This is a genomic window from Streptomyces sp. NPDC047841 (assembly GCF_040704085.1).
Lineage (GTDB): Bacteria > Actinomycetota > Actinomycetes > Streptomycetales > Streptomycetaceae > Streptomyces > Streptomyces argyrophylli.
In genome coordinates, this window is sequence record NZ_JBEYRP010000015.1 from 126292 (window position 1) to 146763 (window position 20472).

Below are 20472 nucleotides of genomic sequence, written 5' to 3' on the forward strand. Positions count from 1 at the left end.
CGTTCCTCCCGGGCGACATTGCCTACGCGGTAGTAGGGGGGTGCGCTGATTCTGCGCACATACCGCGCGGTATGTCACTAGGGGGCGGGTCACCGAGCCGAGGAAAATCCCGGCCGGGGGCCGCCCGAGCCCCCTAGCGGGCCAGCTCCAGTTCGGGGTCCTCGCGCAGCTTGCCCAGCGCGCGGGACACCGCCGACTTCACCGTGCCCACCGACACGCCGAGCACCTCCGCGGTCTGGGCCTCGCTGAGGTCCTCGTAGTACCGCAGGACCACCATCGCCCGCTGACGGGCCGGCAGCCGCAGGACCGCCCGCCACATGGCGTCGCGCAGCGCCTGCCGCTCGGCCGGGTCGTCGCCGCCGGGCACGGGCTCCGGCTCGGGCAGCTCGTCGCAGGAGAACTCGTCCACCCTGCGCTTGCGCCACTGCGAGGTCCGGGTGTTCACCAGCGCCCGGCGCACATAGCCGTCGAGCGCCCGCTGGTCCTCGATCCGCTCCCAGGCGACGTAGGTCTTGGCGAGCGCGGTCTGCAGCAGGTCCTCGGCGTCGCTCGGGTTCGCGGTCAGCGAGCGCGCGGTACGCAGCAGGACCAGCTGACGGGCCCGCACGTACGACGCGAACGACGGGTAGGCGGGCGTCCGCCGCCCGGGTGCGGCGGCCGAGGCGCTGGTGCAGACGGGTGTGGTCATGGCTCCACGCTAGGAGCGCGGCCCGCGGCGCGGATCGGCCGCAGGTCCCGAAGGCGAGTCCCCCTCAGGTTGTAGGGGTGGGGCTGCCTCCACCTCCTGAAGGTGGAGTGCGGGTGTGCCCGTCTGCGGGTACGACCCTGAGGAGGCCGGCCGTCCGGCGTCAGGACCAGCCCGGATGCCGGCACCCCGGTACCGGCCGTCATTGGGGTGGGGCTCGCTGAGCCGCGCGCCCGGCTCGTCCTCCACCCGCTCGTCGCTCACCGGCACCCCCTGATCCCGTCGACGGCTTCCGACCGTCCGTCGGACGGCGTGGGATGTCAAGGCCGGCGGCGGTCGTCCGGGCCGGGGAAACGCCGGCGCGGCGGCACCGAAGCACCGCCGCGCCGACGTGTCGCGACCCCGGAGCACACCCCGCGAGGGCCCTCCTCACGAGGGCCCTCGCCCCCGGCTCACCAGAGGCGGGTGAAGTTGACGTGGATGTTCTCGTTGCCCTGCCGGATGGCCGTGAACGCGGAGCCGTTGACCTGGGCGGTGTTGCTCTGGTTCGAGGCACCGGAGCCGACCGCGTTCTGGTTCGTGGTGGACGAGTTGCCGCTGTTGTCGTCACCGACCCCGCTGCCGAGAACCGCTGCCACGCCCGAGTTCGATCCGTCGTCCGCGAGGGCGCCGTTGTCCGCCGTCGCGACGCCGGCGAAGAGGGCGGCCGCGAGCGGGAGAGCGGAGACGGCGGCGAGTACGCGGGCGGTACGGATGCTTGCCATGTGTTCCTCCAGAATCAAGCACTCTGCGGCCCGGGGGCCGCAAGCGCGTGAACCATCGGCTGTCGCCGGGACGGTTGGCCGACCGCCCCGGCTGTCGTGGACGACGTCGCGCCTCCAGAGTTGCCCACCGGATCACCGGCGAACCGTGCCGGAAGCCGCGATTCGCACGCAAGCGTGATGACAAGTCGATAAACCCTCATCGCCACTTTTCCCTGCATCCACCCCCGGACCACGCTTCACGCCAGATACCAACCTCAAGCGACACAGGGGATGAATCGTTGCGGCACCTTTCCGGCCAACCCACCCGCCACCCGGCGCGCCACCCCGTCCCGCCCTTCCCATTTTCGAACGCGTGTACGAACATAGAAGCATGGCCACCATCGACCGGCAGGCCACGACGCTGGCCCTCGCGCACGCCCTGTCAGCCGCCGAACGCGGACTGGCCGTGATCCCCCTGTCCCGGACGAAGCTCCCGGCCCTGCGCTCCCCGCACCGCGACGACCCGGCCCCGGCGGGGCGCCCCTGTCACGGCGAGTGCGGCCGCTCCGGCCACGGTGTGTACGACGCCTCCACCGACCCCGGCCGCATCCGCGAACTCTTCGCCGCCGCGCCCTGGGCCACCGGCTACGGCATCGCCTGCGGGCTGCCCCCGTACCACCTGATCGGCGTCGACCTCGACACCAAGTCCGGCACGGACTCCTCGGCCGCCCTGCGGGAACTGGCCCTGCGCCACCTGTTCACGATCCCGGAGACGGTCGTCGTCCGTACCCCCAGCGGCGGCCGCCACCTGTGGCTGACCGGCCCGCCCGACACCGTCGTACCGAACTCGGCCGGGCGGCTCGCCCCCGGCATCGACATCCGGGGTGCCGGCGGCTACCTCGTAGGCCCCGGCTCCCGCACCGACCACGGCGTCTACACGGCCGTACCCGGCACGGCCGACCTCGCCCCGGCCTCCTGCCCGCCGTCCCTCCTGCGGCTCCTCCTCCCCCCGCCCCGCGCGCCCCACCCCACCCGTCCGGCCCTGGGCGGCCACGGCCAGGGGCTGGTCCAGTTCGTGCTCGCGGCGCACGAGGGGCAGCGCAACACCCGCCTGTTCTGGGCGGCCTGCCGCGCCTACGAGAACGGTCTCGGACCCGCCCTGACGGACCCCCTCGTGGCCGCCGCCCGCGACACCGGCCTGACCGAACGCGAGGCCCGCGCCACGATCGCGTCGGCGGCCCGGCTGACGGGACACGGGCCGTGAGGGCCGGACGCCGACGACCGGGCGGGGTCGCCACGGGGTGACCTCCCAGCCCGGCCGGCCGTGCCCTTCCCGTGCCCGACCGGACGGGAACCAGCGGGAGGCAGCGGACGCCGAGGGGTGTCGCGCATGACAACGGCCCCCGACCGCGGTGCCGGTCGGGGGCAGTTCTCCCGTGCGGTGGGTGTGGGATTTGAACCCACGGTGACTCGCGCCACGACGGTTTTCAAGACCGTTCCCTTAGGCCGCTCGGGCAACCCACCTTCACCCTGCCCACCTGGGGCGGAGCGGGTACAGCGTACCGGGCGCGGGCGCCGTGCGGGGGCTGTGGTCCACATGGGGTCCACTGAAGTCCCACTCGCCCGCGATCCTGAGAGCGTCGCTTGTTCCCGGCTCGCGCCGGTACGGCGTCAGCCTACTGGCGTGCCTGCCACACCCGTCCCCACGCATCCCGCGTCCGCCGCCACCACGTCGTCGGCGGGATGGTGCCCGTCATCGGCGCGTGCCCCTCACGGCGTGAGGACGACCTTCTCGCAGTGGTCCTTCTTGTTCTTGAACAGGTCGTAGCCGGTCGGTGCCTCGGTCAGCGGCAGTCGGTGGGTGATGATCCGGGTGGGGTCGATCCTGCCCCGCTCGATCATGCCCAGCAGCGGTTTCATGTACTTGTGCACGTGGCACTGCCCGGTGCGCAGGGTCAGGGACCTGTTCATCCAGGCGCCCGCCGGGAACTTGTCGATCAGTCCGCCGTAGACGCCGATGACCGACACCACGCCGCCGCTGCGGCAGGACAGGATGGCCTGGCGCAGGGCGTGCGGCCGGTCGGTCTCGGAGCGGACCGCCTGCTTGGCGCGGTCGTAGAGGTGGACGTGGGAGGCGCCGTGGGTGGCCTCCAGGCCGACCGCGTCGATGCACTTGTCGGGGCCCCGGCCGCCGGTGAGTTCGAGCAGGGCGGACCGTACGTCGGTGTCCTCGAAGTTGATGGTGGTGTAGCCCTGGGCGGCGGCCATGTCGAGCCGGTAGGTCTCCTTGTCGATCGCGATGACCTTCTCCGCGCCCAGCACCCGGGCGCTGTCCATGGCGAACTGGCCGACCGGTCCGGCACCCCAGACGGCGACGACGTCGCCTTCCTGGATGTCGCACATGTCGGCGCCCATGTACCCGGTCGGCAGGATGTCGGACAGGAACAGCACCTGCTCGTCCGTGAGGTCCGACTCGATCTTGAGGGCGTTGGCGTCGGCGAGCACCACGCGGGCGTACTCGGCCTGGCCGCCGGCGAAGCCACCGGTGAGGTGGGAGTAGCCGTAGATGCCGGCGGTGGGGTGGCCGAACAACTTCTCCGAGATGCCCGCGTTGGGGTTGGTGTTCTCGCAGCACGAGTACAGCTCCGCGCGACAGGACGCGCAGGCGCCGCAGGCGATGGGGAACGGCACGACGACCCGGTCCCCGACGCGCAGTGTGCCCTCGCTGATGCCGGAGCCGACCTCGACGACCTCCCCCATGAACTCGTGGCCCATGATGTCGCCCTTTTGCATGGTGGGGACGTAGCCGTCGAGCAGGTGCAGGTCGGAACCGCAGATCGCCGTCGAGGTGACCTTCACGATGGCGTCGCGGCTGTTCAGGATCGAGGGTTCGGGGACGTCCTGCACCTCGACCGAGTTGCGTCCCGTCCAGCAGTTCGCCTTCATGCCAGGGCCTCCTTCAGTTCGTCCTCGGTCAGCGGCCGGGCCGGGTGCTGCGGGAACTCCCGGCGGGCCCGCTTGCCGCCGGGTGCGCCCTCGGAGCGGACGACCTCGCCGGTCTCCGCGATCTGCTTGAAGCGGCGCAGGTCGTCGTCCAGCTGCTGGTGCGGTTCCTCGCCGAAGTAGCGCGCCGCGGCCTGGCCCAGCGCCCCGCCGGGCAGGTCGTAGCGCAGGGTCACCCGGATCTCCGTGCCCCGGCCGCCGGGGGCGGGCTCGAAGCGGACCTCGCCGGAGTTGTCGATGTCGGCGCCGTCCACCGACCGCCAGGCGATCAGCCGGCCGGCGACTTCCTGCGTGGTCTCGGCGTCCCATTCGACCGTCTTGCCGAACGGCGCGCCGGCCCGCCAGTGACTGGTGCGCGGGCCGGTGACGCGCACCTCCTCCAGGTGCGCCATGAAGTCCGGCAGCCGCTCCAGGTCCCTCCAGAGGGCGTAGACCTCGTCCGGAGGCCGGCCGACGGTGGTGGTCGCGGTCAGTTCCATGGGAGTGCTCCTACGGGTGCGGGTCACGGCCGCGTAGACGTCCGTGACCGTGAGGGCGGTGACCGCGGCGGTCGCGGCGACGGTGCGGCCCAGACCGCGACCGTTGTGGTTCCTCAGGGCCCGGGTCAGCATCGTCAGGTCCATGAGGTCGCCGCCGACGCGGCCCCAGAGCCAGGCGGGATGCGGTCGCCCCAGCAGCCCGGACGCCGCCGCCAGCTCGCGCACACCGACGGCGGTCGTCGCCGAGCGGTGCCGGAAGGCGTCGCCGACGCCCAGGGCCCGGGCGAAGCCCGCCGGGGCGACGACCTGGGGCACGCCCATGAGCGCGCTGGCCCAGCCGAGGCCGCGGACGAGCGGATCGTGCTGGAGGCGGGTGGTGGAACGGGTGTCTGTCTTCATGAGTGCTCCCCACGTGCGGTGAGGTGAACGGAAGGCGGGCCACTTGGGCGAGGTGGAAGGTGCGGAGTGGACAACGGCGGAGTTTCCGCCTGGCCCGCGACCAATCCTCGACTTCCGTCACCCACCGGCGTCGCGGTGGTGAGCCGGGCACGGTTGACCGCCGCTGCCGGGTACGACGGGAGCGCGGGCGGCAGTTGTCCGTCAGTTGTCCGTCCGGCCCCGGCCGGAGCCGGGGCCGGACACCGTTCGTCGGCCGGCCCGGTCCTGGGAGAGGAGGCGGGCGGCGGCCCTGTGCTCCCTACTTCTTGTGGCCGTTGCCGTGTCCGTCGGGGTGCAGGACGACCTTGGTCCAGCCCTCGTCACGGGCGTCGAAGTGCTCGTAGGCGGTGGGGGCCTCGTCCAGGCTGAGTTCGTGGGAGACGACGAAGCTCGGCTTCGCCTTCCCGCCGGCGATCAGGTCCCGCAGCGCCCGGTTGTACTTCTTCACCGGCGCCTGCCCGGTGCCCATGTGCTGGCCCTTGAACCACATCATCCCGAAGTCGATCGGGACCTTGCCCTGGGCCTCCAGCTCACCCTGGGCCTCCGCGCCGCCGGGGTCCTGAGGCATGAAGACACCCACCACGCCGATGTGGCCGGTGAACCGGACCGAGTCGATCAGCCCGTTGAGCGTGAGGCTGGCGTCCTCGTGTCCCTGGGGGTCGTGTGCCTGGTAGCCGACGCACTCGCAGCCGTTGTCGGCGCCCAGACCGAGGGTGGCCTCCTTGACGACCTCCGCCGGGTCCTGCTCCGCGGTGTTGACCGGGATCGCCCCGATCTCCTCCGCCTTGCGCAGCCGGTCGGCTGGTGATCGACCGTCCAGACCCGGCCGGCACCCTTGAGCAGGGCGGAGTAGGTCGCCATCAGCCCGACCGGACCGGCCCCGAAGACGATGGTCTGGTCGCCCGGCTTGACGTGGGCCATCTCGGTGGCGTGGTAGCCGGTGGGGAAGATGTCGGCGAGCATCACGTAGTCGGTCTGCCGCTCGGCGGCGTCCTCGCCCAGACGCAGCGCGTTGAAGTCGCCGTAGGGGACGCGCAGCAGCTCCGCCTGGCCGCCCTGGTAGGGGCCCATCTCGGCGAATCCGTAGGCGGCTCCCGCGAGGTCCGGTACCGGCTGCATGGTCAGGCAGTAGTTCGTCAGGCCTTGCTCACACTGCTTGCAGAAGCCGCAGGCGATGTTGAAGGGCAGCACCACGTACTCGCCGACCTGGACCTTGCGGACGGCCGAGCCGACCTCCACGACCTGGCCCAGGTTCTCGTGCCCGAGGGTACGGCCGGACTCGAACGAGGTGCGGCCCTCGTACATGTGCAGGTCCGAACCGCAGATGTTGGTCGAGGTGATCTTGACGATGATGTCGCAGGGGTGCTCGATCTTCGCGTCCGGTACGTCCTTCACCGCGACCGTTCGCGGTCCTTCATATACCGCTGCTTTCATGATGACTTCCCTCGGTGTCGCGGCACGACCGCGGCACGGCGCTGATGAGACGACGCGAAGAGCCCGACACCCAGAAGTGCTGACGACGGAGTCCGCGGCTCCGGCATGCCTCTGCGGGCCGCTCACCCGAATCAGGTGGAACGGTGATCGCGCCGCCGGCCCGCCAGGTGGAACCCCAGCACTCCGACGGCACGCGGTGCGGGTCCCCGTCGGCATACGACGGAAACAACCACGCACCGATCGATCAGCGGATGTTCCGTACTCGGACGGCCACCGGTCCCCGGTCCCCGGCACGTCTCCGGTCAGGTCATCCCCTGGTCATCGTGGTCGTCCGCCCGCATGCGGCGACGTTCCTGTTCGCGCTTGGAGAAGGCGGCCGCCCGGATCGCCTCGTCGCTCTCCAGACCGGATCCCAGCGCGCCGCCCACCGTGGCGATCGACGCGACGAACCAGGACAGCGTCCAGTACTCCGTGGGGTGCAGCGGGGTCCGTGTCATCGAGGCGAAGACTTTGTCGTTGAGGATGAAGAGCGCCCACACCAGGTTGATGACCAGCAAACCCGCGTAACAGACGACCACGCCGATGCCCAGGGTCACGACCGTGGACGCGTTGTAGAGAGTCGTCCTCTTCCTCTCCTCCGGCGAGGCATCCGTCGATCGATGCCACAGCTTCGCGTCCACGATCAGCCAGCCGATCATGAGCACGACGGACCCGACCATGGCGATCACGAGACGCGTGGTGCTCAGGGCCTCGGACAGGCTCCAGAGGGTGGAGTTCACGGTGGCGATGGCTCCCGTGGCGAGGGCGGCCGCCAGGGCTTTCGACAGGCCCGGCACCAGCCGCCACGGCTGATTGGCGCGGACCATACCGCTGAGCACCCTCAGGTAACCGCCCGGCCCGCTGACGACGTACCGCAGATCGGCGGCCTCCTCCTCACCGATCGGACCCGGGTGAACAGGAGCGAGATGACGGGCGAAACGTCCCAGCGAAGGACGCCGGAAAGGTTCCTCCTCCCCGGTGGCGCGCGGAGTCGCCAGGCTGAGCACGGCTTCTTCGACCGTCCGCAGGGCCCTTCGCTGAAGTCGCAAGCCCCCCAGCGACGGAAGGGACAACAGCGCCAGGCCGTGTTCATGACTCAGATCCACGACGAGCTTGCGCCCGTGCGTGTGCAGGGGCAGGTCGGTCAGGGCCACGACGACGTCCCAATGTTCCCCACGCGCGCGGTCGATGATCCGGCGCGTCAACGTGGACAGATCCTCGGTCCCCCCGGTGAAGGGCTCACTGACCACCTTGACGTCGAACCGCCGTCCCTGGCCCGACTTGCCGGCGAGCCGGGCAGGGAGTACGCGGGCGATGCGCCGCGCGATCTGCGTCGGCGCGTCAGGATCCGCCAGGAGAGCCACGACCGTAACGTCCTGCGACGATTCCCGCATGACCGGACCCTTCTCGTCGGCTGCCCCGCGGAGCTCACCAGTGCTGCCAGAATGCTCCCGAGACACCGTCGGTGCCCCCTGACACGCCTGCCCGGCCACCGCGGTGGTCGGGCACCGGGCGAACGAGGGGGTTCCGCCACGGGCTGGCGGGCTGTCGAACACTCCGATGACGCACCGCACCCCGAGCAGGGACACGCCGTCGCGAGGGGCAAGCGCCGGGAGGCGAAGGTGCGGGGCGCGCTGGGCGAACCGATCGACGCCATGCTCGGTCCGGCGCCCGGGGACAGGCCCACGATCTACGAGGGCGGTAAGGCCCCGAGCCGAGCCGCAGCCCCGCAAGCAGAAGACCGGACCACCCCTCGGCCTGGACGGCATTCGGGGTGGCCCGGTCGCGGAATCCCTGGTCAGGACCCCGGTGTCGCGGTATCGGGGCGGTTGGCGCAGTCAGCCACGACGGCGGGCGCCGAACGAGCAGCCGTCACGTACGGCGGTACGGCCCCCGTGCGTCAGCTGTCGCCCACCCGGGAACCCAGCGTCAGTTCCACCGTGTGCTCCTGGCCGCCGCGCTTGTAGGTGACCGTCACCTTGTCGCCCGGCTTGTGGGTCCAGATCTCGCCGATCAGGGTCGGGCCGCTGTCGATCACGTGGTCGTCGAGCTTGGTGATGACGTCACCGGACTTCAGGCCGGCCTTGTCCGCCGGACCGCCCGCCTCGACCGCGGCGGAGCCGCCCGTGCCCTGGTCGGTGATCTGCGCGCCGTCGCCGGAGTCCTGGAGGGAGACGGACGCGCCGATGCGCGCGTACACCGGCTTGCCGGTCTTGATCAGCTGCTGGGCGACGTACTTGGCCTGGTTGATCGGGATGGCGAAGCCCAGGCCGATCGAGCCGGACTGGCCGGTGCCGAAGCCGCCGCTGCCGGTGGACTGGATCGCGGAGTTGATGCCGATGACCGCGCCGGCCGCGTCCAGCAGGGGGCCGCCGGAGTTGCCGGGGTTGATCGACGCGTCGGTCTGCAGGGCGCTCATGTACGACGACTTGCTGCCGGAGCCGCCGTCGCTGGAGGCCACCGGACGGTCCTTGGCGCTGATGATGCCCGTGGTGACCGTGTTGGACAGGCCGAAGGGGGCGCCGATGGCGATGGTCTCGTCGCCGACGGCCACCTTGTCGGAGTCGCCGAGGGCGAGCGGCTTGAGGTCGGAGGGGGCGTTCTTGAGCTTGATCACCGCGACGTCGTAGCCCTGCGCGTGGCCGACGACCTCGGCGTCGTACTTCTTGCCGCTCGGGAAGGTGGCCGTCAGCTTGCCGCCGTCCACCGCGTCCGCCACCACGTGGTTGTTGGTGACGATGTGGCCCTGGGTGTCGAAGACGAACCCGGTGCCCGTGCCGCCCTCGCCGCTGGTGCTCTCCGCCTCGATGGTCACCGTGCTGGGCAGCGCCCTGGCGGCCACGTTGGCGATCGTCCCCGGCGCGCGCTTGACCTGCGTGGCACCGCTGTCGGACGCGGAGACGGTGGTGGAGCCGCGGTCGTCGCGGTCCTTGGCCAGCGTGTAGCCGAGGCCGCCGCCCAGGCCGCCCGCCACCAGCGCGGCCACCAGGACCGCCGCCACGAGCCCGCCGCGTCCGCCGCGCGGCTTGGGGGCGGGCTGCTGGTAGGTGCTCCCCCAGCCGGTGCCCGCGGCACCGGAGCCGCCGTCGGCGTAGGCCGGGGTGCCCGGCGGCGGGGGCGGCCAGGAGCCGTCGGGGGCCGGGCCGGGCTGGTACGCGGGGCCGTGGTCCGCCGCCGCCGAGGTCGCCGGGGCCTCGTGGGGCACGGGCGGCAGCGGGGCCGTCGGCGCGTTCCCCTCCGGGGCGGGGCCCTGCGGTGTAGCGGCGGGAGAGGCCATCGGCACGGGAGGTGCGGACGGCGCCGGGGGTACCGTGTTGCCCTCGTTCTCGGTGCTCACAGGTCTTCTCCTCGATCCACGCCTGGTGTCGTCGGTCGCACTGGTCTGGGGCCAGCTTTTCCCACGGGCCGTCAGAGCACCATAAGGGGTGGCTGTGGGTCCGGCAGTCGTCTTTATATAGGTTTATATAGGATCTTCGGAGCAAAGGTTTTGTAACGTGCATGCCGCAGGCCCCCCGTGCGTCGCACGCACCCGCCCGCGCCGCCCCGTGTACCCGGCGACGGTGGCACCATGACGCGGTGACCCACGCACGACAGCACTCCCTCCAGGTCGTCGCCCACCGCGGCGCCTCCGAGGACGCACCCGAACACACCCTCGCCGCCTACCGGAAGGCCATCGAGGACGGCGCGGACGCCCTGGAGTGCGACGTACGGCTGACCGCGGACGGCCATCTGGTCTGCGTCCACGACCGGCGCGTGAACCGTACCTCCAACGGCCGCGGCGCGGTCTCCGCGCTGGAACTGGCCGATCTGGCCGCCCTCGACTTCGGCTCCTGGAAGACGCGCGAGGCCTGGCACGGGCGGGACGAGGAGCCCGACTGGGAGCACCGGCCGGAGGACCGCGAGGAGACGTCCGTGCTCACCCTGGAGCGGCTGCTGGAGCTGGTCGCGGACGCCGGGCGGCGGGTGGAGCTGGCCATCGAGACCAAGCACCCCACGCGCTGGGCGGGCCAGGTCGAGGACCGGCTGCTGGCCCTGCTGAAACGGTTCGGGCTGGACGCTCCGGCCTCCGCCGACGAGTCGCCGGTGCGCGTCATGAGCTTCTCGGCGCGTTCGCTGCACCGCGTGCGGGCCGTGTCGCCGACGCTGCCGACGGTGTACCTGATGCAGTTCGTCTCGCCCCGGCTGCGCGACGGGCGGCTGCCCGCGGGCGTGCGCATCGCGGGGCCCTCGATCCGCATCGTGCGCGGTCACCCCGCGTACGTGGAGCGGCTGAAGCGGGCCGGCCACCAGGTCCACGTCTGGACCGTGAACGAGCCCGAGGACGTCGACCTCTGCGTGGGGCTGGGCGTCGACGCCATCATCACCAACCGCCCGCGCGCGGTGCTGCGGCGGCTGGGCCGCTGAGCCGGCCGCCGCCACCCCCTGGCGCGCGCGGGCCCGTCACGGGGTGTGCTCCGGCGCGTTCGCTGCGTCTCCACCCGCGTCGTATGCGTCACCGGAAGAGGATTGGCCGGTTTCCGGCACAGGCCGGGAGGGCATCCACCCCATGGCGTGGGGCGAAGGAGGTCTCGGGGGTGGCGTTGGTGGTGGCACAGGAGGTGCCCACGTCGTCGAGCATGGCCGTACCCCATGGCCCTGCGGGCGTGGGGAAGGCGCGGCACCGGATGCGGGCGCAGCTGCGCAGCGGTGGCGTGTCCGAGTCGGTCATCGACGACGCCGTACTGATCCTTTCCGAACTGCTGAGCAACGCCTGCAAGCACGGCAGGCCCCTGGGGGACGCGCCGGCCGGGGACGGGGACGTCCGCGCCGCATGGCGGGTCGACGCGCGCGGGCGGCTCGTCGTGGAGGTCACGGACGGCGGCGGCCCGACCCGCCCGGCGCCGGCCACGCCCTCGGTGACCGCGCACGGCGGCCGCGGGCTGAACATCATCACGGCCCTCGCCGACGACTGGGGCGTCCGGGACGACGTCCAGGGCGAGGTGACCGTCTGGGCGCTGGTCCACGAGGACGTCCACGATCCCGATGCCGGGTGCCGCCGCGACGGTTTCACTACGCGCGTCACCAGATCCGCGCCGCCGCCCGGCCTGCCCGGCGCGTCCGACCTGCCCGGTCTGTCCAACCTGTCCGGCCTGCCGGGCTTGTCCGGCCTGTCCGGCCTGGACTTCACCGAGGCGTTCGACGAACTGGACTGAACCGGCACGGTCCCGCGTCGTCAGGGGCGGTGCGTTCCCCCGTGGTCGGGGACGTACGGGCGCCGGACGGCGTGTCCCCCGTCCACCGCCCGCGGATTCACCCACCGGCGTCGAGCGCGCGTGCGTTGTCCACAGGTTCCCGTCGGTCATGGTCCGAACGGCTAGGCTCCGGACGTACGAGAAGAGCCGTAACCGGGAGACACCCACCATGGCCAAGAAGCGACCCCAGACGAAGGCCAAGCCGCAGCCGATCGACGGGGAGATCCCGGTAGTCGGCGCCCGCGAACCCTGCCCCTGCGGCAGCGGCCGGCGCTACAAGGCCTGCCACGGCCGGGCCGCCGCGCACGCCGCGACCGAGCTGGTGCAGCGCCCGTTCGAGGGACTGCCCGGCGAGTGCGACTGGGTCGCGCTGCGCGAACTCGTCCCGGCCGCGACGGCCGGGCTGACCCTGCGCGACGGCCTGCCCGAGGGCGTCCCGTCGGTCACCCTGGCCACCGTGCTGCCGATGGCCTGGCCCGCGCTGCGCCGCGACGACGGCTCGGTGCTGCTCGGCCTGCAGAACGACACGGCGTCCGGTGACATCAGCCGCGACCTCGCCGACACGCTGCTGCGGGCGCTGGAGGCCACGCCCGGCACCCCGGTGCAGGGCCGCCGGGCCCCCGCCGAGAGCCCGCGCCTGCAGGATCTGCTCGACCCGCAGGGCGCGTTCGAGCCGGTCGTGCACAGCGGCTTCGAGTTCTGGGTGCCGGACGTGGAGAACGCCACGCCGGAGGTGGCGGCCTCCCTGGAGCGGGCCAACGCCGCCGCCATCCCGACCGTGAAGCTGTCCGGCGTGGACGCCGCGTACTGGTGCGAGACCCCGGAGAAGAACCACCTGCGCTGGGTCATGCCCCACCCGGAGGAGCAGCTTCTGGACGCCCTCGCGCGGTTGCACGCGGCGGGCCGGTCCAGCCTCGGCGAGGGCACCCGGCTCGTGGGCTCCTTCCGTGCTCACGGCCTGATCGTGCCCGTCTGGGACCTGCCGACCGGGGTCACCGCGGAGGACGTGGAGAAGCCGGCCGCCGAGTTCGCCGAGCGCCTCGCCACCGCCCTCGCCGTTCAGGAGCCGCTGACCCCGGACGAGCGCCGGGCGCGCGGCGGTCTGACCAACCGGCAGGTCACGCTGAGCTGACGCCCGCGCCCGGGTGCCACGGCTGACCGGTCGGTCAGCCGTGGCACCGGGCCGTGCGGCAGGTGACTCCTGTCACAACTGCCGGTGCGGACAGGGAAATCGGTGTCCGAATAGCCAACCCGGAATTTGCGAACCGCCGATCTCTTGTTACCGTTCCAGTAGCCCGGTTGCTGGTGCATCCCCCGTCGCCAGCAACCGGGTCTTTCCATGCCCGCGTACGGCGGGCCGCGCGGGGGTCGGTGGTCAACTGCCGCCGCTGGTTCAGGAGTTGCTGCCGGAGCGGAGCAGCAGCGCCCCCGCCGGGCCGCGCTCGGCGAACTCGGTGACGGCCGTGTAGGCGTCCGGTCCGCCCCGGCTGCGCTCGCGCGGCGTCTCACAGGTGGCGGGCTCGTCGTCGGACCCGGTGGCACAGCGCATCTGCACGGTCCGGTCGTCCGGGCCCATGAGGCTCAGCACGGAGTCCAGCGACTCGCCGGTGGCGTTGCGGTAGTAGGTGCGCGCCCAGGTGTCCTCGCCCCGTGTCAGCACACAGGTCTGCGCCTCGATGCCCTCGGGCGAGGTGAGTTCGGGGCCGCAGCGGGCGGCGGTGGCGAGCCCGAGGCCGAGCGGATGGGGGGAGCGGCTGCCGGTGTGGGGACGGGTCCCCGCGTCACCGCGGGAGGCGGCCGGTACGGCGGTCCGGCCGGTGTCGCCCGCCTGCCGCGCGGAGGCCACGGCCAGCGGCAGCGCGGCCATGGCCGCCACGAAGCCCGCGAGGGCGAGCAGCCGGAGCTGCCGGGGGTCGGGCTTTCGGTGGTTCCGCCGGCCTCGGTGCGGCCGTGGCACGCGGTGCGGCCGTGGGGCGCGGTGACCGCCGGGTTGACGCTGCATATGCGGACGATAACGAGCGAGCGGGGCTCGCCCGCCCCGCCCGCGCCCGACACCCCTACAACTCGGGCGCGCTCACACCCGTACGAGTGAGGGCGTCGACCACGGCGTCCACGACGGCCTCCACGTCGGGCACCCAGGGCGCGGCCGAGCCGGGCAGCGGCGCGCGCTCCCAGCGGACGGCGCCCTGGCCGGTCTCGGACGGGGGCAGCGCGATATAGCCGCCCTCGCCGTGGAAGCGCAGGGAGCCGGGGACGAAGTCCTTGGCGTAGAGCAGTTCGCCGAGCTGCTCCATGGAGTACGGCTTGACGAGCAGCGCCCAGCGGCTGGGCGAGGCGATCACCGGTCCGAGCCGCATGCCGCGCCGGTCGAGCAGGGCGAGGGCGCGGGAGGCGGCGAGCGCCGGCAGGCTGACCGCGCAGGGCGCCTTGCCTCCGGTGGCCAGGATGACCGGGGCGGCCGGCCGGTTGGTCCACCACCAGCGCACCATGCGCGCGTCGGTGGTGGCGGCGAGCAGGCCGGGGTCGAAGGGGTGCGCGCCGGGCACCGTGCACTCCGGGTCGGGGCAGGCGCAGCGGGCCCGCCCCTGCGGGTCCGGCGCCACTCCGGGGAGCACCGGCCACTGCCACTGCGTCGCGAAGGTCAGGGCCGCGCCGATCAGTTCAGGCCTCCCGCCGTTCCGCCTGGACAGAAGCCTGCGTCGCCTTCCGAGGATCTCGCGCATCAGCGCTCGTTCCTTTCCGTTGCACCGCTGGCAACACCGTGGACCACATCACACCATGTGTCGATCACTTCACTGGGCGTACCTGTTGGCGCATCACACCCCCGCGCACGGCAGGGGGAACCCCAAGGGGTCGAGCGTGGGCCGCGTCCGCGTCCATAGTGCGTCCATCAAAAGCACGGCCGCGGCGTGGGGGTGGCGAAGTCTGGCGTTTTGCCGTCGCGCGTATTTCTCTCCGCCTCCGCCACGGGAGGATGGGGCTCGGCCGTCGGTGGCTATGACGCCCGGGTCCGTCGCCAGGTTCCGGGTGGCCCCCAACCACCCCTGGCCTTCTCCGAGTACGTACCCATCACGACCGCTGTGACGCTCCGTGGAGCAAGGCCAGTCGACCGCAATGAACCGATACCTAAGGCAGTTTTGAGCCAACTTGGCAGTAAGGCAAGGGGTTCGAGGAAAACCCTCACCAACCTCATGGACACCAGGAATCCCCGCAGGACAATGCTGGACATCCCCTCACGAGTGCGTGTACATGTGGAGACACTGCTAGCGGCGCAGAGTGACATGGGGGTTTGCGATGCTTTTGAGCAATACGCACCGGTCTGAAGGCCGGACGCCATGAACGCCCCGCACCCTCCGAAAGTGGCTGGAATCGATTCTACGGTTCCCACTCCCGCCCACACTGCCGCACCCGCCTCCCCCGTCTCGGGTCCCGCACCCGCGGTCCCCGCGCCGCACAGCCCCGCCCCCGGCGCCCTGCTCCAGGACCGGCTGGCCGGCTGGGTCTCCGACCTCACGACCCTCCACGAACTCACCGAGCGCCTCTCCCGCACCAGCGCCCTCGACCCCGCGCTGCACGAATTGCTGCGCGGCGGCGCCGCCCTGGTCGGCGCCCGCCGCGGCCTGGCCGTCCTGGAGCCCGCCGACGGCGACGGCCCCCGCACCACCCTCGGCCTCGGACTCGGCCGCGCCGACCTCGGCCACCTCGAGACCGTGCCGCGCTCCGCCCTGCCGTACGACACCCGCGGCGCCGCCGAGATCGCGCACCCCGACCTGTTCGCCGAGGACGGCCTGGACCCGCGCCACCGCGAGGTGGCCGTCCGCCTCGGCTACGCCGCCAGCTACTCCCTCCCGCTCGCCACCGAGTCCGCGGGCCGCCTCGGCGCCGTCGTCTGGCTCTACGACGAGCCGGCCGAGCCGCACGAGCGCCGGCGCCACCTGGCGGGCCTGTACGTCCGGCAGGCCACCGAGCACCTCGCCCGGCTGCTGGAGGTGGAGCGCACGCGCGCGTGCGTGGCGGCCCTCACCGAGGAGCTGCTGCCCGCCCGGCTGCCCCGGGTGCCGGGCGTCCAGCTCGCCGCCCGGCACCGCACGTCCCCGCGCGGCGGCGGGGACTGGTACGACGCCCTGCCGCTGCCGGAGGCCGCCCTCGGCCTCTCGGTCGGCTCGGTCACCGGCTCCGGGCCGAGCGCGGTGGCCGCCATGGGGCGGCTGCGCGCCTCCCTGCGCGCGTACGCCGTCATGGAGGGCGAGGACCCGGTCGCCGTCCTGTCCGACCTGGAGCTGCTTCTGCGGCTGACCGAGCCGGCCCGCTCGGCCACCGCGCTGTTCGCCTACTGCGAGCCCGCCGTGCGCAAGGTCACCCTGGCCGGTGCCGGGCACAGCCCGCCGCTGCTGATCGGCGAGCGGCGCACCGAGTTCGCCGAGACCTCCCTCTCCGCGCCGCTCGGCATGCTCGCCTGCTGGGAGGCGCCGAGCGCGGAGATCCAGGCGGAGGCCGGGGAGACGGTCCTGCTCTACACCGACGGGCTGCTGCACCGCACCGGCGACCCGACGGACCGGGCCTTCGCCCGGCTGCACGCCGCCGCCGCGGGTGTCCCGCGCGCGCTGCGGCACGATCCGGGAGCCGTCGCCGACCACGTCCTGCGCGCGGTCCTGCCGGACGGCCTGGACGCGGCCGACAGCGAGGAGGACGTGGTCCTGCTGGCGGCCCGCTTCGACTGAGCCGCACGCGCGCGGCCGGCATGACCGGGCATAACAGGTCATCCACCCCCGCCCGCTGCCGGTACGACCGTACGATGATGGTGGTCCCCGCCCGGCCACAAGCAGGAGCGTCGCGGGCCCCGGGGGAGATCACTGGCGTATCGAGGAGGATCACGTGTCCGACGAGCTCAACCCGGCCGTCCCCGACTCCGCTACCGCGGAGGGCCCGGAGACCGAGGCCGAGGAGACCGTCAAGCAGCGGAAGAACGGCCTGTACCCGGGCGTCTCCGACGAGCTTGCCGAGAACATGAAGTCCGGTTGGGCCGACACGGAGCTGCGTGACCTGGAGCCGATCCCGCAGGCCGCCGAGACCGCGCGCCGCCGTGCCGCGCTCTCCGCCCGCTTCCCGGGCGAGCGCCTGGTGATCCCGGCGGGCAACCTGAAGACCCGCTCGAACGACACCGAGTACCCCTTCCGCGCCTCCGTCGAGTACGCCTACCTCACCGGCAACCAGACCGAGGACGGCGTCCTGGTGCTGGAGCCCAGGGGCGACGGCCACGAGGCCACCCTCTACCTGCTGCCGCGCTCCGACCGCGAGAACGGCGAGTTCTGGCTCTCCGGCCAGGGCGAGCTGTGGGTCGGCCGCCGGCACTCCCTCACCGAGTCCGAGGCGCTGTACGGCATCCCGGCCGCCGACGTGCGGGAGCTGGCCGACAAGCTCCGCGAGGCCACCGGCCCGGTCCGCGTGGTGCGCGGCCACGACGCCGGCATCGAGGCGGCCCTGACCGACAAGGTCACCGCCGAGCGCGACGAGGAGCTGCGCGTCTTCCTGTCCGAGGCCCGTCTCGTCAAGGACGAGTTCGAGATCGGCGAGCTGCAGAAGGCCGTCGACTCGACGGTCCGCGGCTTCGAGGACGTCGTCAAGGTCCTCGACAAGGCCGAGGCGACGAGCGAGCGCTACATCGAGGGCACGTTCTTCCTCCGCGCGCGCGTGGAGGGCAACGACATCGGCTACGGCTCCATCTGCGCGGCCGGCCCGCACGCCTGCACCCTGCACTGGGTCCGCAACGACGGCCCGGTCCGCTCCGGCGACCTGCTGCTGCTCGACGCGGGCGTGGAGACCCACACCCTCTACACCGCCGACGTCACGCGCACGCTGCCGGTCAACGGCACGTACAGCGAGATCCAGAAGAAGATCTACGACGCCGTCTACGAGGCGCAGGAGGCCGGTATCGCGGCCGTGCAGCCGGGCGCCAAGTACCGCGACTTCCACGACGCCGCGCAGCGCGTGCTGGCCGAGAGGCTCGTCGAGTGGGGCCTGGTCGAGGGTCCGGTCGAGCGGGTCCTGGAGCTGGGCCTCCAGCGCCGCTGGACCCTGCACGGCACCGGGCACATGCTCGGCATGGACGTCCACGACTGCGCCGCCGCGCGGACCGAGACGTACGTGGACGGCACCCTGGAGCCGGGCATGGTGCTCACCGTCGAGCCGGGGCTGTACTTCCAGGCCGACGACCTGACCGTGCCGGAGGAGTACCGGGGCATCGGCGTCCGGATCGAGGACGACATCCTCGTGACGGAGGACGGCAACCGGAACCTGAGCGCCGCGCTGCCCCGGCGGTCGGACGAGGTCGAATCGTGGATGGCCTCCCTGAAGGGCTGATCTGCGTTTGAATGGCCGGGCACCGGGGAGGTGCCCGGCCATTTCGTCTGCGGGTGACGCCGTGGCGGGCCGCGCGGTACCCCGCGCCCGCTCGGGGCGCGGGCAGTGACGGGGGTGGAAACGTGGACGACTTCTGGTCGGGCGTCGGTGTCGACCTGCATCTGGAACCCGACGCGGCCGACGGCCGCCGGACAGGGCTCGAGAGGGCCCTCAGGGACGCCGTACGGGACGGGCGGCTCACGCCCGGCACCCGGCTGCCCGCCACCCGGCGGCTCGCGGCCGACCTCGGCATCTCCCGCGGCACCGCGAAGGCCGCCTACGACCAGCTCGTCGCCGAGGGCTATCTGACGGCACGGCAGGGCTCGGGCACCCGGGTCGCCGAGCTGCCGGCCGTGCAGGCGGAGGAGCCGGGGACGGACACGCGCGCGCGGGCGCCGCGCCTCGACCTGCGCCCCGGCAGCCCGGACGTCGGCGCGTTCCCGGCGGCCGCCTGGCTGCGGGCGCTGCGCCGCGCCATAGCGACGGCACCCTCGCTGGCGTACGACTACGGCGACCCGCGCGGCCGGATCGAGCTGCGCACCGCGCTCTCCGGGTACCTGGGGCGGGCGCGCGGGGTGCTGGCGCCGCCGGAGCGGATCGTCATCACCTCCGGCTACGTGCAGGGCCTGGCGCTGCTCACGCGGGTGCTGGACGGTGCCGCCGTCGCCATGGAGGACCCGGGGCTGCCCTTCCACCGGGAGGTGGTGCGGCACAACGGCGGAACGGTCCTGCCGGTGCCGGTCGACGCGCGCGGGCTGCGCCCCGAGGAGCTGGGCGGGGCCGCGGCCGTGGTGGTCACGCCGGCCCACCAGTACCCGACCGGGGTGACCCTGCACCCCGAGCGGCGCCGGGCGCTCACCGACTGGGCACGCGCGCGGGGCGGGCTGATCGTGGAGGACGACTACGACGGCGAGTTCCGCTACGACCGCCAGCCCGTGGGCGCGGTGCAGGGGATGGCGCCGGGCCAGGTGGTGTACCTGGGCACCGCGTCCAAGACCCTGGGCCCGGCGCTGCGGCTCGGCTGGATGGTGCTGCCGCCGCACCTGGTCGACGCGGTCGCCGACGCCAAGCTGCACAGCGACCACCACACCGAGACCATCGGCCAGCTCGCGCTCGCCGAGCTGATCGACAGCCACGCGTACGACCGCCATGTGCGCGCGTGCCGGCTGCGCTACCGGCGGCGCCGGGACCAGTTGCTGGACCGGCTGGGGGCCCGCCGGAGCGTGCGGGGGATCGCGGCCGGGCTGCACGCGCTGATCGAGGTGCCGGACGAGGCGGCCGTCCTGGAACGCGCGGAGGCGGAGGGCCTGGCGCTGGGCGCGCTCGGCGACCACTGGCACACCCCCGGCCCCGGCCGCCCCCAGGGCCTGGTCGTCGGCTACGGCACCCCCAGGGAGCGGCTGTACCCGGAGGCCCTGGAGACCCTGGCGAAGGTCCTCGGACAGCTCGGCGGCACCGGCAGGGCGGCCGCTAGGCCGTGAGCAGGGACGGGTCCTTCCGCCATTTGAGGATCTTGTCGAAGCTGACGACCGTCCCGCCCCGGCCGGGTTTCGGGCCGATGTGCACGTGGTCGGCCAGTTCGCGGATGAGACACAGGCCGCGGCCGTGCTCGGCGTCGGGGCGGGCCGGCCGGGGGTCGGCCGGGCGGGTGAAGCCGGGACCCGCGTCGGTCACTTCGATGCGGCACTTCTCCCCGTCGAGGTAGGCGGTCACCCGGTAGGCCTCCGAGGCGCCGCGGGCGGTGTCCCCGCCGTGCTCGACGGCGTTGGCGCAGGCCTCGCTCAGGGCGACGGACAGGTCGTAGGAGATCTCCGGGTCGACCCCCGCCGTCTCCATCGTGCCGATCAGCAGTCGCCGGGCGAGCGGCACGCTGGCGGCCTCGCGCCGCAAATGGAGTGACCACCAGATGCTCATGCTCCAGCCTCCCGGCCGCGGCTCGACATACCGTTACGTATTGCCGCCCGTAGGCGGCCGTAAGCACCCTGTCGACGTGTCTGCGCCCATCCGGCCGATGCGCCGGG

The 20472-nt window shown here is 72.8% G+C and carries 16 protein-coding genes, 1 tRNA gene and 2 pseudogenes; 8 read left to right on the top strand and 11 right to left on the bottom strand.

Going from position 1 to position 20472, the window contains the following annotated elements; all coding sequences use genetic code 11:
* Nucleotides 1–133: 133 nt before the first annotated feature.
* Nucleotides 134–688, bottom strand: a complete 555-nt coding sequence (locus AB0947_RS25865; protein WP_366752706.1) for a SigE family RNA polymerase sigma factor — start codon at nucleotides 686–688, stop codon at nucleotides 134–136.
* A gap of 449 nt (nucleotides 689–1137) precedes the next feature.
* Nucleotides 1138–1449 (bottom strand): hypothetical protein, encoded by a 312-nt coding sequence (locus tag AB0947_RS25870; protein WP_366752707.1) that lies wholly within the window; start codon nucleotides 1447–1449, stop codon nucleotides 1138–1140.
* 370 nt (nucleotides 1450–1819) lie between these two features.
* Between AB0947_RS25870 and AB0947_RS25875 the strand changes: the two genes are divergently transcribed.
* On the top strand, nucleotides 1820–2692 hold the full coding sequence (locus AB0947_RS25875; protein WP_366752708.1) for a bifunctional DNA primase/polymerase: 873 nt from the start codon (nucleotides 1820–1822) through the stop codon (nucleotides 2690–2692).
* Nucleotides 2693–2867: 175 nt separating this feature from the next.
* Here AB0947_RS25875 and AB0947_RS25880 read toward each other — a convergent pair.
* From AB0947_RS25880 to AB0947_RS25900, 5 genes and pseudogenes are all read right to left on the bottom strand, one after another.
* A tRNA-Ser gene (locus AB0947_RS25880) sits at nucleotides 2868–2952 on the bottom strand.
* Between the two features lie 246 nt (nucleotides 2953–3198).
* Nucleotides 3199–4374, bottom strand: coding sequence for a zinc-dependent alcohol dehydrogenase (locus AB0947_RS25885; RefSeq protein WP_366752709.1), 1176 nt, complete (start codon nucleotides 4372–4374; stop codon nucleotides 3199–3201).
* A complete protein-coding gene (locus AB0947_RS25890) occupies nucleotides 4371–5309 on the bottom strand; it encodes an SRPBCC family protein (protein WP_366752710.1) in 939 nt (312 codons plus the stop codon). Before AB0947_RS25890 ends, AB0947_RS25885 begins: the two co-directional genes overlap by 4 nt.
* 298 nt (nucleotides 5310–5607) lie before the next feature.
* Nucleotides 5608–6782, bottom strand: a pseudogene (locus tag AB0947_RS25895) (glutathione-independent formaldehyde dehydrogenase).
* 302 nt (nucleotides 6783–7084) lie between these two features.
* Complete coding sequence (locus tag AB0947_RS25900; RefSeq protein ID WP_366752711.1) at nucleotides 7085–8215, bottom strand: hypothetical protein; 1131 nt, start codon at nucleotides 8213–8215, stop codon at nucleotides 7085–7087.
* Nucleotides 8216–8347: 132 nt separating this feature from the next.
* On the opposite strand from AB0947_RS25900, the pseudogene AB0947_RS25905 reads away from it, so the two are divergent.
* Nucleotides 8348–8536 (top strand): annotated as a pseudogene (locus AB0947_RS25905) (protein kinase); the annotation flags it as partial.
* Between the two features lie 185 nt (nucleotides 8537–8721).
* Here AB0947_RS25905 and AB0947_RS25910 read toward each other — a convergent pair.
* Entirely contained in the window at nucleotides 8722–10158 is a 1437-nt protein-coding gene (locus AB0947_RS25910; protein WP_366752712.1) for a trypsin-like peptidase domain-containing protein, read from the bottom strand.
* A 239-nt stretch (nucleotides 10159–10397) separates the two neighbouring features.
* On the opposite strand from AB0947_RS25910, the gene AB0947_RS25915 reads away from it, so the two are divergent.
* The 3 genes from AB0947_RS25915 to AB0947_RS25925 all read left to right on the top strand — a co-directional run bounded on the left by AB0947_RS25915 (nucleotide 10398) and on the right by AB0947_RS25925 (nucleotide 13184).
* Nucleotides 10398–11225: a glycerophosphodiester phosphodiesterase gene (locus tag AB0947_RS25915; protein ID WP_366752713.1), complete on the top strand. Its 828-nt coding sequence runs from the start codon at nucleotides 10398–10400 to the stop codon at nucleotides 11223–11225.
* A gap of 83 nt (nucleotides 11226–11308) precedes the next feature.
* Nucleotides 11309–12013, top strand: a complete 705-nt coding sequence (locus tag AB0947_RS25920) for an ATP-binding protein (RefSeq protein ID WP_366752714.1) — start codon at nucleotides 11309–11311, stop codon at nucleotides 12011–12013.
* Nucleotides 12014–12221: 208 nt separating this feature from the next.
* Nucleotides 12222–13184, top strand: coding sequence for a DUF5926 family protein (locus AB0947_RS25925; RefSeq protein WP_366752715.1), 963 nt, complete (start codon nucleotides 12222–12224; stop codon nucleotides 13182–13184).
* Between the two features lie 261 nt (nucleotides 13185–13445).
* On the opposite strand, the gene AB0947_RS25930 is transcribed toward AB0947_RS25925, so the two are convergent.
* Complete coding sequence (locus AB0947_RS25930) at nucleotides 13446–13919, bottom strand: hypothetical protein (RefSeq protein ID WP_366752825.1); 474 nt, start codon at nucleotides 13917–13919, stop codon at nucleotides 13446–13448.
* Between the two features lie 190 nt (nucleotides 13920–14109).
* A complete protein-coding gene (locus tag AB0947_RS25935; RefSeq protein ID WP_366752716.1) occupies nucleotides 14110–14775 on the bottom strand; it encodes a bifunctional DNA primase/polymerase in 666 nt (221 codons plus the stop codon).
* A 612-nt stretch (nucleotides 14776–15387) separates the two neighbouring features.
* Here AB0947_RS25935 and AB0947_RS25940 point away from each other — a divergent pair.
* The 3 genes from AB0947_RS25940 to AB0947_RS25950 all read left to right on the top strand — a co-directional run bounded on the left by AB0947_RS25940 (nucleotide 15388) and on the right by AB0947_RS25950 (nucleotide 19932).
* Nucleotides 15388–16773, top strand: a complete 1386-nt coding sequence (locus AB0947_RS25940) for a PP2C family protein-serine/threonine phosphatase (RefSeq protein WP_366752717.1) — start codon at nucleotides 15388–15390, stop codon at nucleotides 16771–16773.
* 154 nt (nucleotides 16774–16927) lie between these two features.
* A complete protein-coding gene (locus tag AB0947_RS25945) occupies nucleotides 16928–18412 on the top strand; it encodes an aminopeptidase P family protein (protein WP_366752718.1) in 1485 nt (494 codons plus the stop codon).
* Between the two features lie 122 nt (nucleotides 18413–18534).
* Complete coding sequence (locus AB0947_RS25950; RefSeq protein WP_366752719.1) at nucleotides 18535–19932, top strand: PLP-dependent aminotransferase family protein; 1398 nt, start codon at nucleotides 18535–18537, stop codon at nucleotides 19930–19932.
* Here AB0947_RS25950 and AB0947_RS25955 read toward each other — a convergent pair.
* On the bottom strand, nucleotides 19922–20365 hold the full coding sequence (locus AB0947_RS25955; protein ID WP_366752720.1) for an ATP-binding protein: 444 nt from the start codon (nucleotides 20363–20365) through the stop codon (nucleotides 19922–19924). The two genes, AB0947_RS25950 and AB0947_RS25955, sit on opposite strands and share 11 nt — an antisense overlap.
* Between the last annotated feature and the right edge of the window lie 107 nt (nucleotides 20366–20472).

What these genes read in the sequence shown, in the direction of transcription:
- AB0947_RS25865 (WP_366752706.1), bottom strand. Translation starts at nt 688, where the DNA reads ATGACCACACCCGTCTGCACCAGCGCCTCGGCCGCCGCACCCGGGCGG.
- AB0947_RS25870 (WP_366752707.1), bottom strand. Translation starts at nt 1,449, where the DNA reads ATGGCAAGCATCCGTACCGCCCGCGTACTCGCCGCCGTCTCCGCTCTC.
- AB0947_RS25875 (WP_366752708.1), top strand. Translation starts at nt 1,820, where the DNA reads ATGGCCACCATCGACCGGCAGGCCACGACGCTGGCCCTCGCGCACGCC.
- AB0947_RS25885 (WP_366752709.1), bottom strand. Translation starts at nt 4,374, where the DNA reads ATGAAGGCGAACTGCTGGACGGGACGCAACTCGGTCGAGGTGCAGGAC.
- AB0947_RS25890 (WP_366752710.1), bottom strand. Translation starts at nt 5,309, where the DNA reads ATGAAGACAGACACCCGTTCCACCACCCGCCTCCAGCACGATCCGCTC.
- AB0947_RS25900 (WP_366752711.1), bottom strand. Translation starts at nt 8,215, where the DNA reads ATGCGGGAATCGTCGCAGGACGTTACGGTCGTGGCTCTCCTGGCGGAT.
- AB0947_RS25920 (WP_366752714.1), top strand. Translation starts at nt 11,309, where the DNA reads ATGCGTCACCGGAAGAGGATTGGCCGGTTTCCGGCACAGGCCGGGAGG.
- AB0947_RS25925 (WP_366752715.1), top strand. Translation starts at nt 12,222, where the DNA reads ATGGCCAAGAAGCGACCCCAGACGAAGGCCAAGCCGCAGCCGATCGAC.
- AB0947_RS25930 (WP_366752825.1), bottom strand. Translation starts at nt 13,919, where the DNA reads ATGGCCGCGCTGCCGCTGGCCGTGGCCTCCGCGCGGCAGGCGGGCGAC.
- AB0947_RS25935 (WP_366752716.1), bottom strand. Translation starts at nt 14,775, where the DNA reads ATGCGCGAGATCCTCGGAAGGCGACGCAGGCTTCTGTCCAGGCGGAAC.
- AB0947_RS25940 (WP_366752717.1), top strand. Translation starts at nt 15,388, where the DNA reads ATGAACGCCCCGCACCCTCCGAAAGTGGCTGGAATCGATTCTACGGTT.
- AB0947_RS25955 (WP_366752720.1), bottom strand. Translation starts at nt 20,365, where the DNA reads ATGAGCATCTGGTGGTCACTCCATTTGCGGCGCGAGGCCGCCAGCGTG.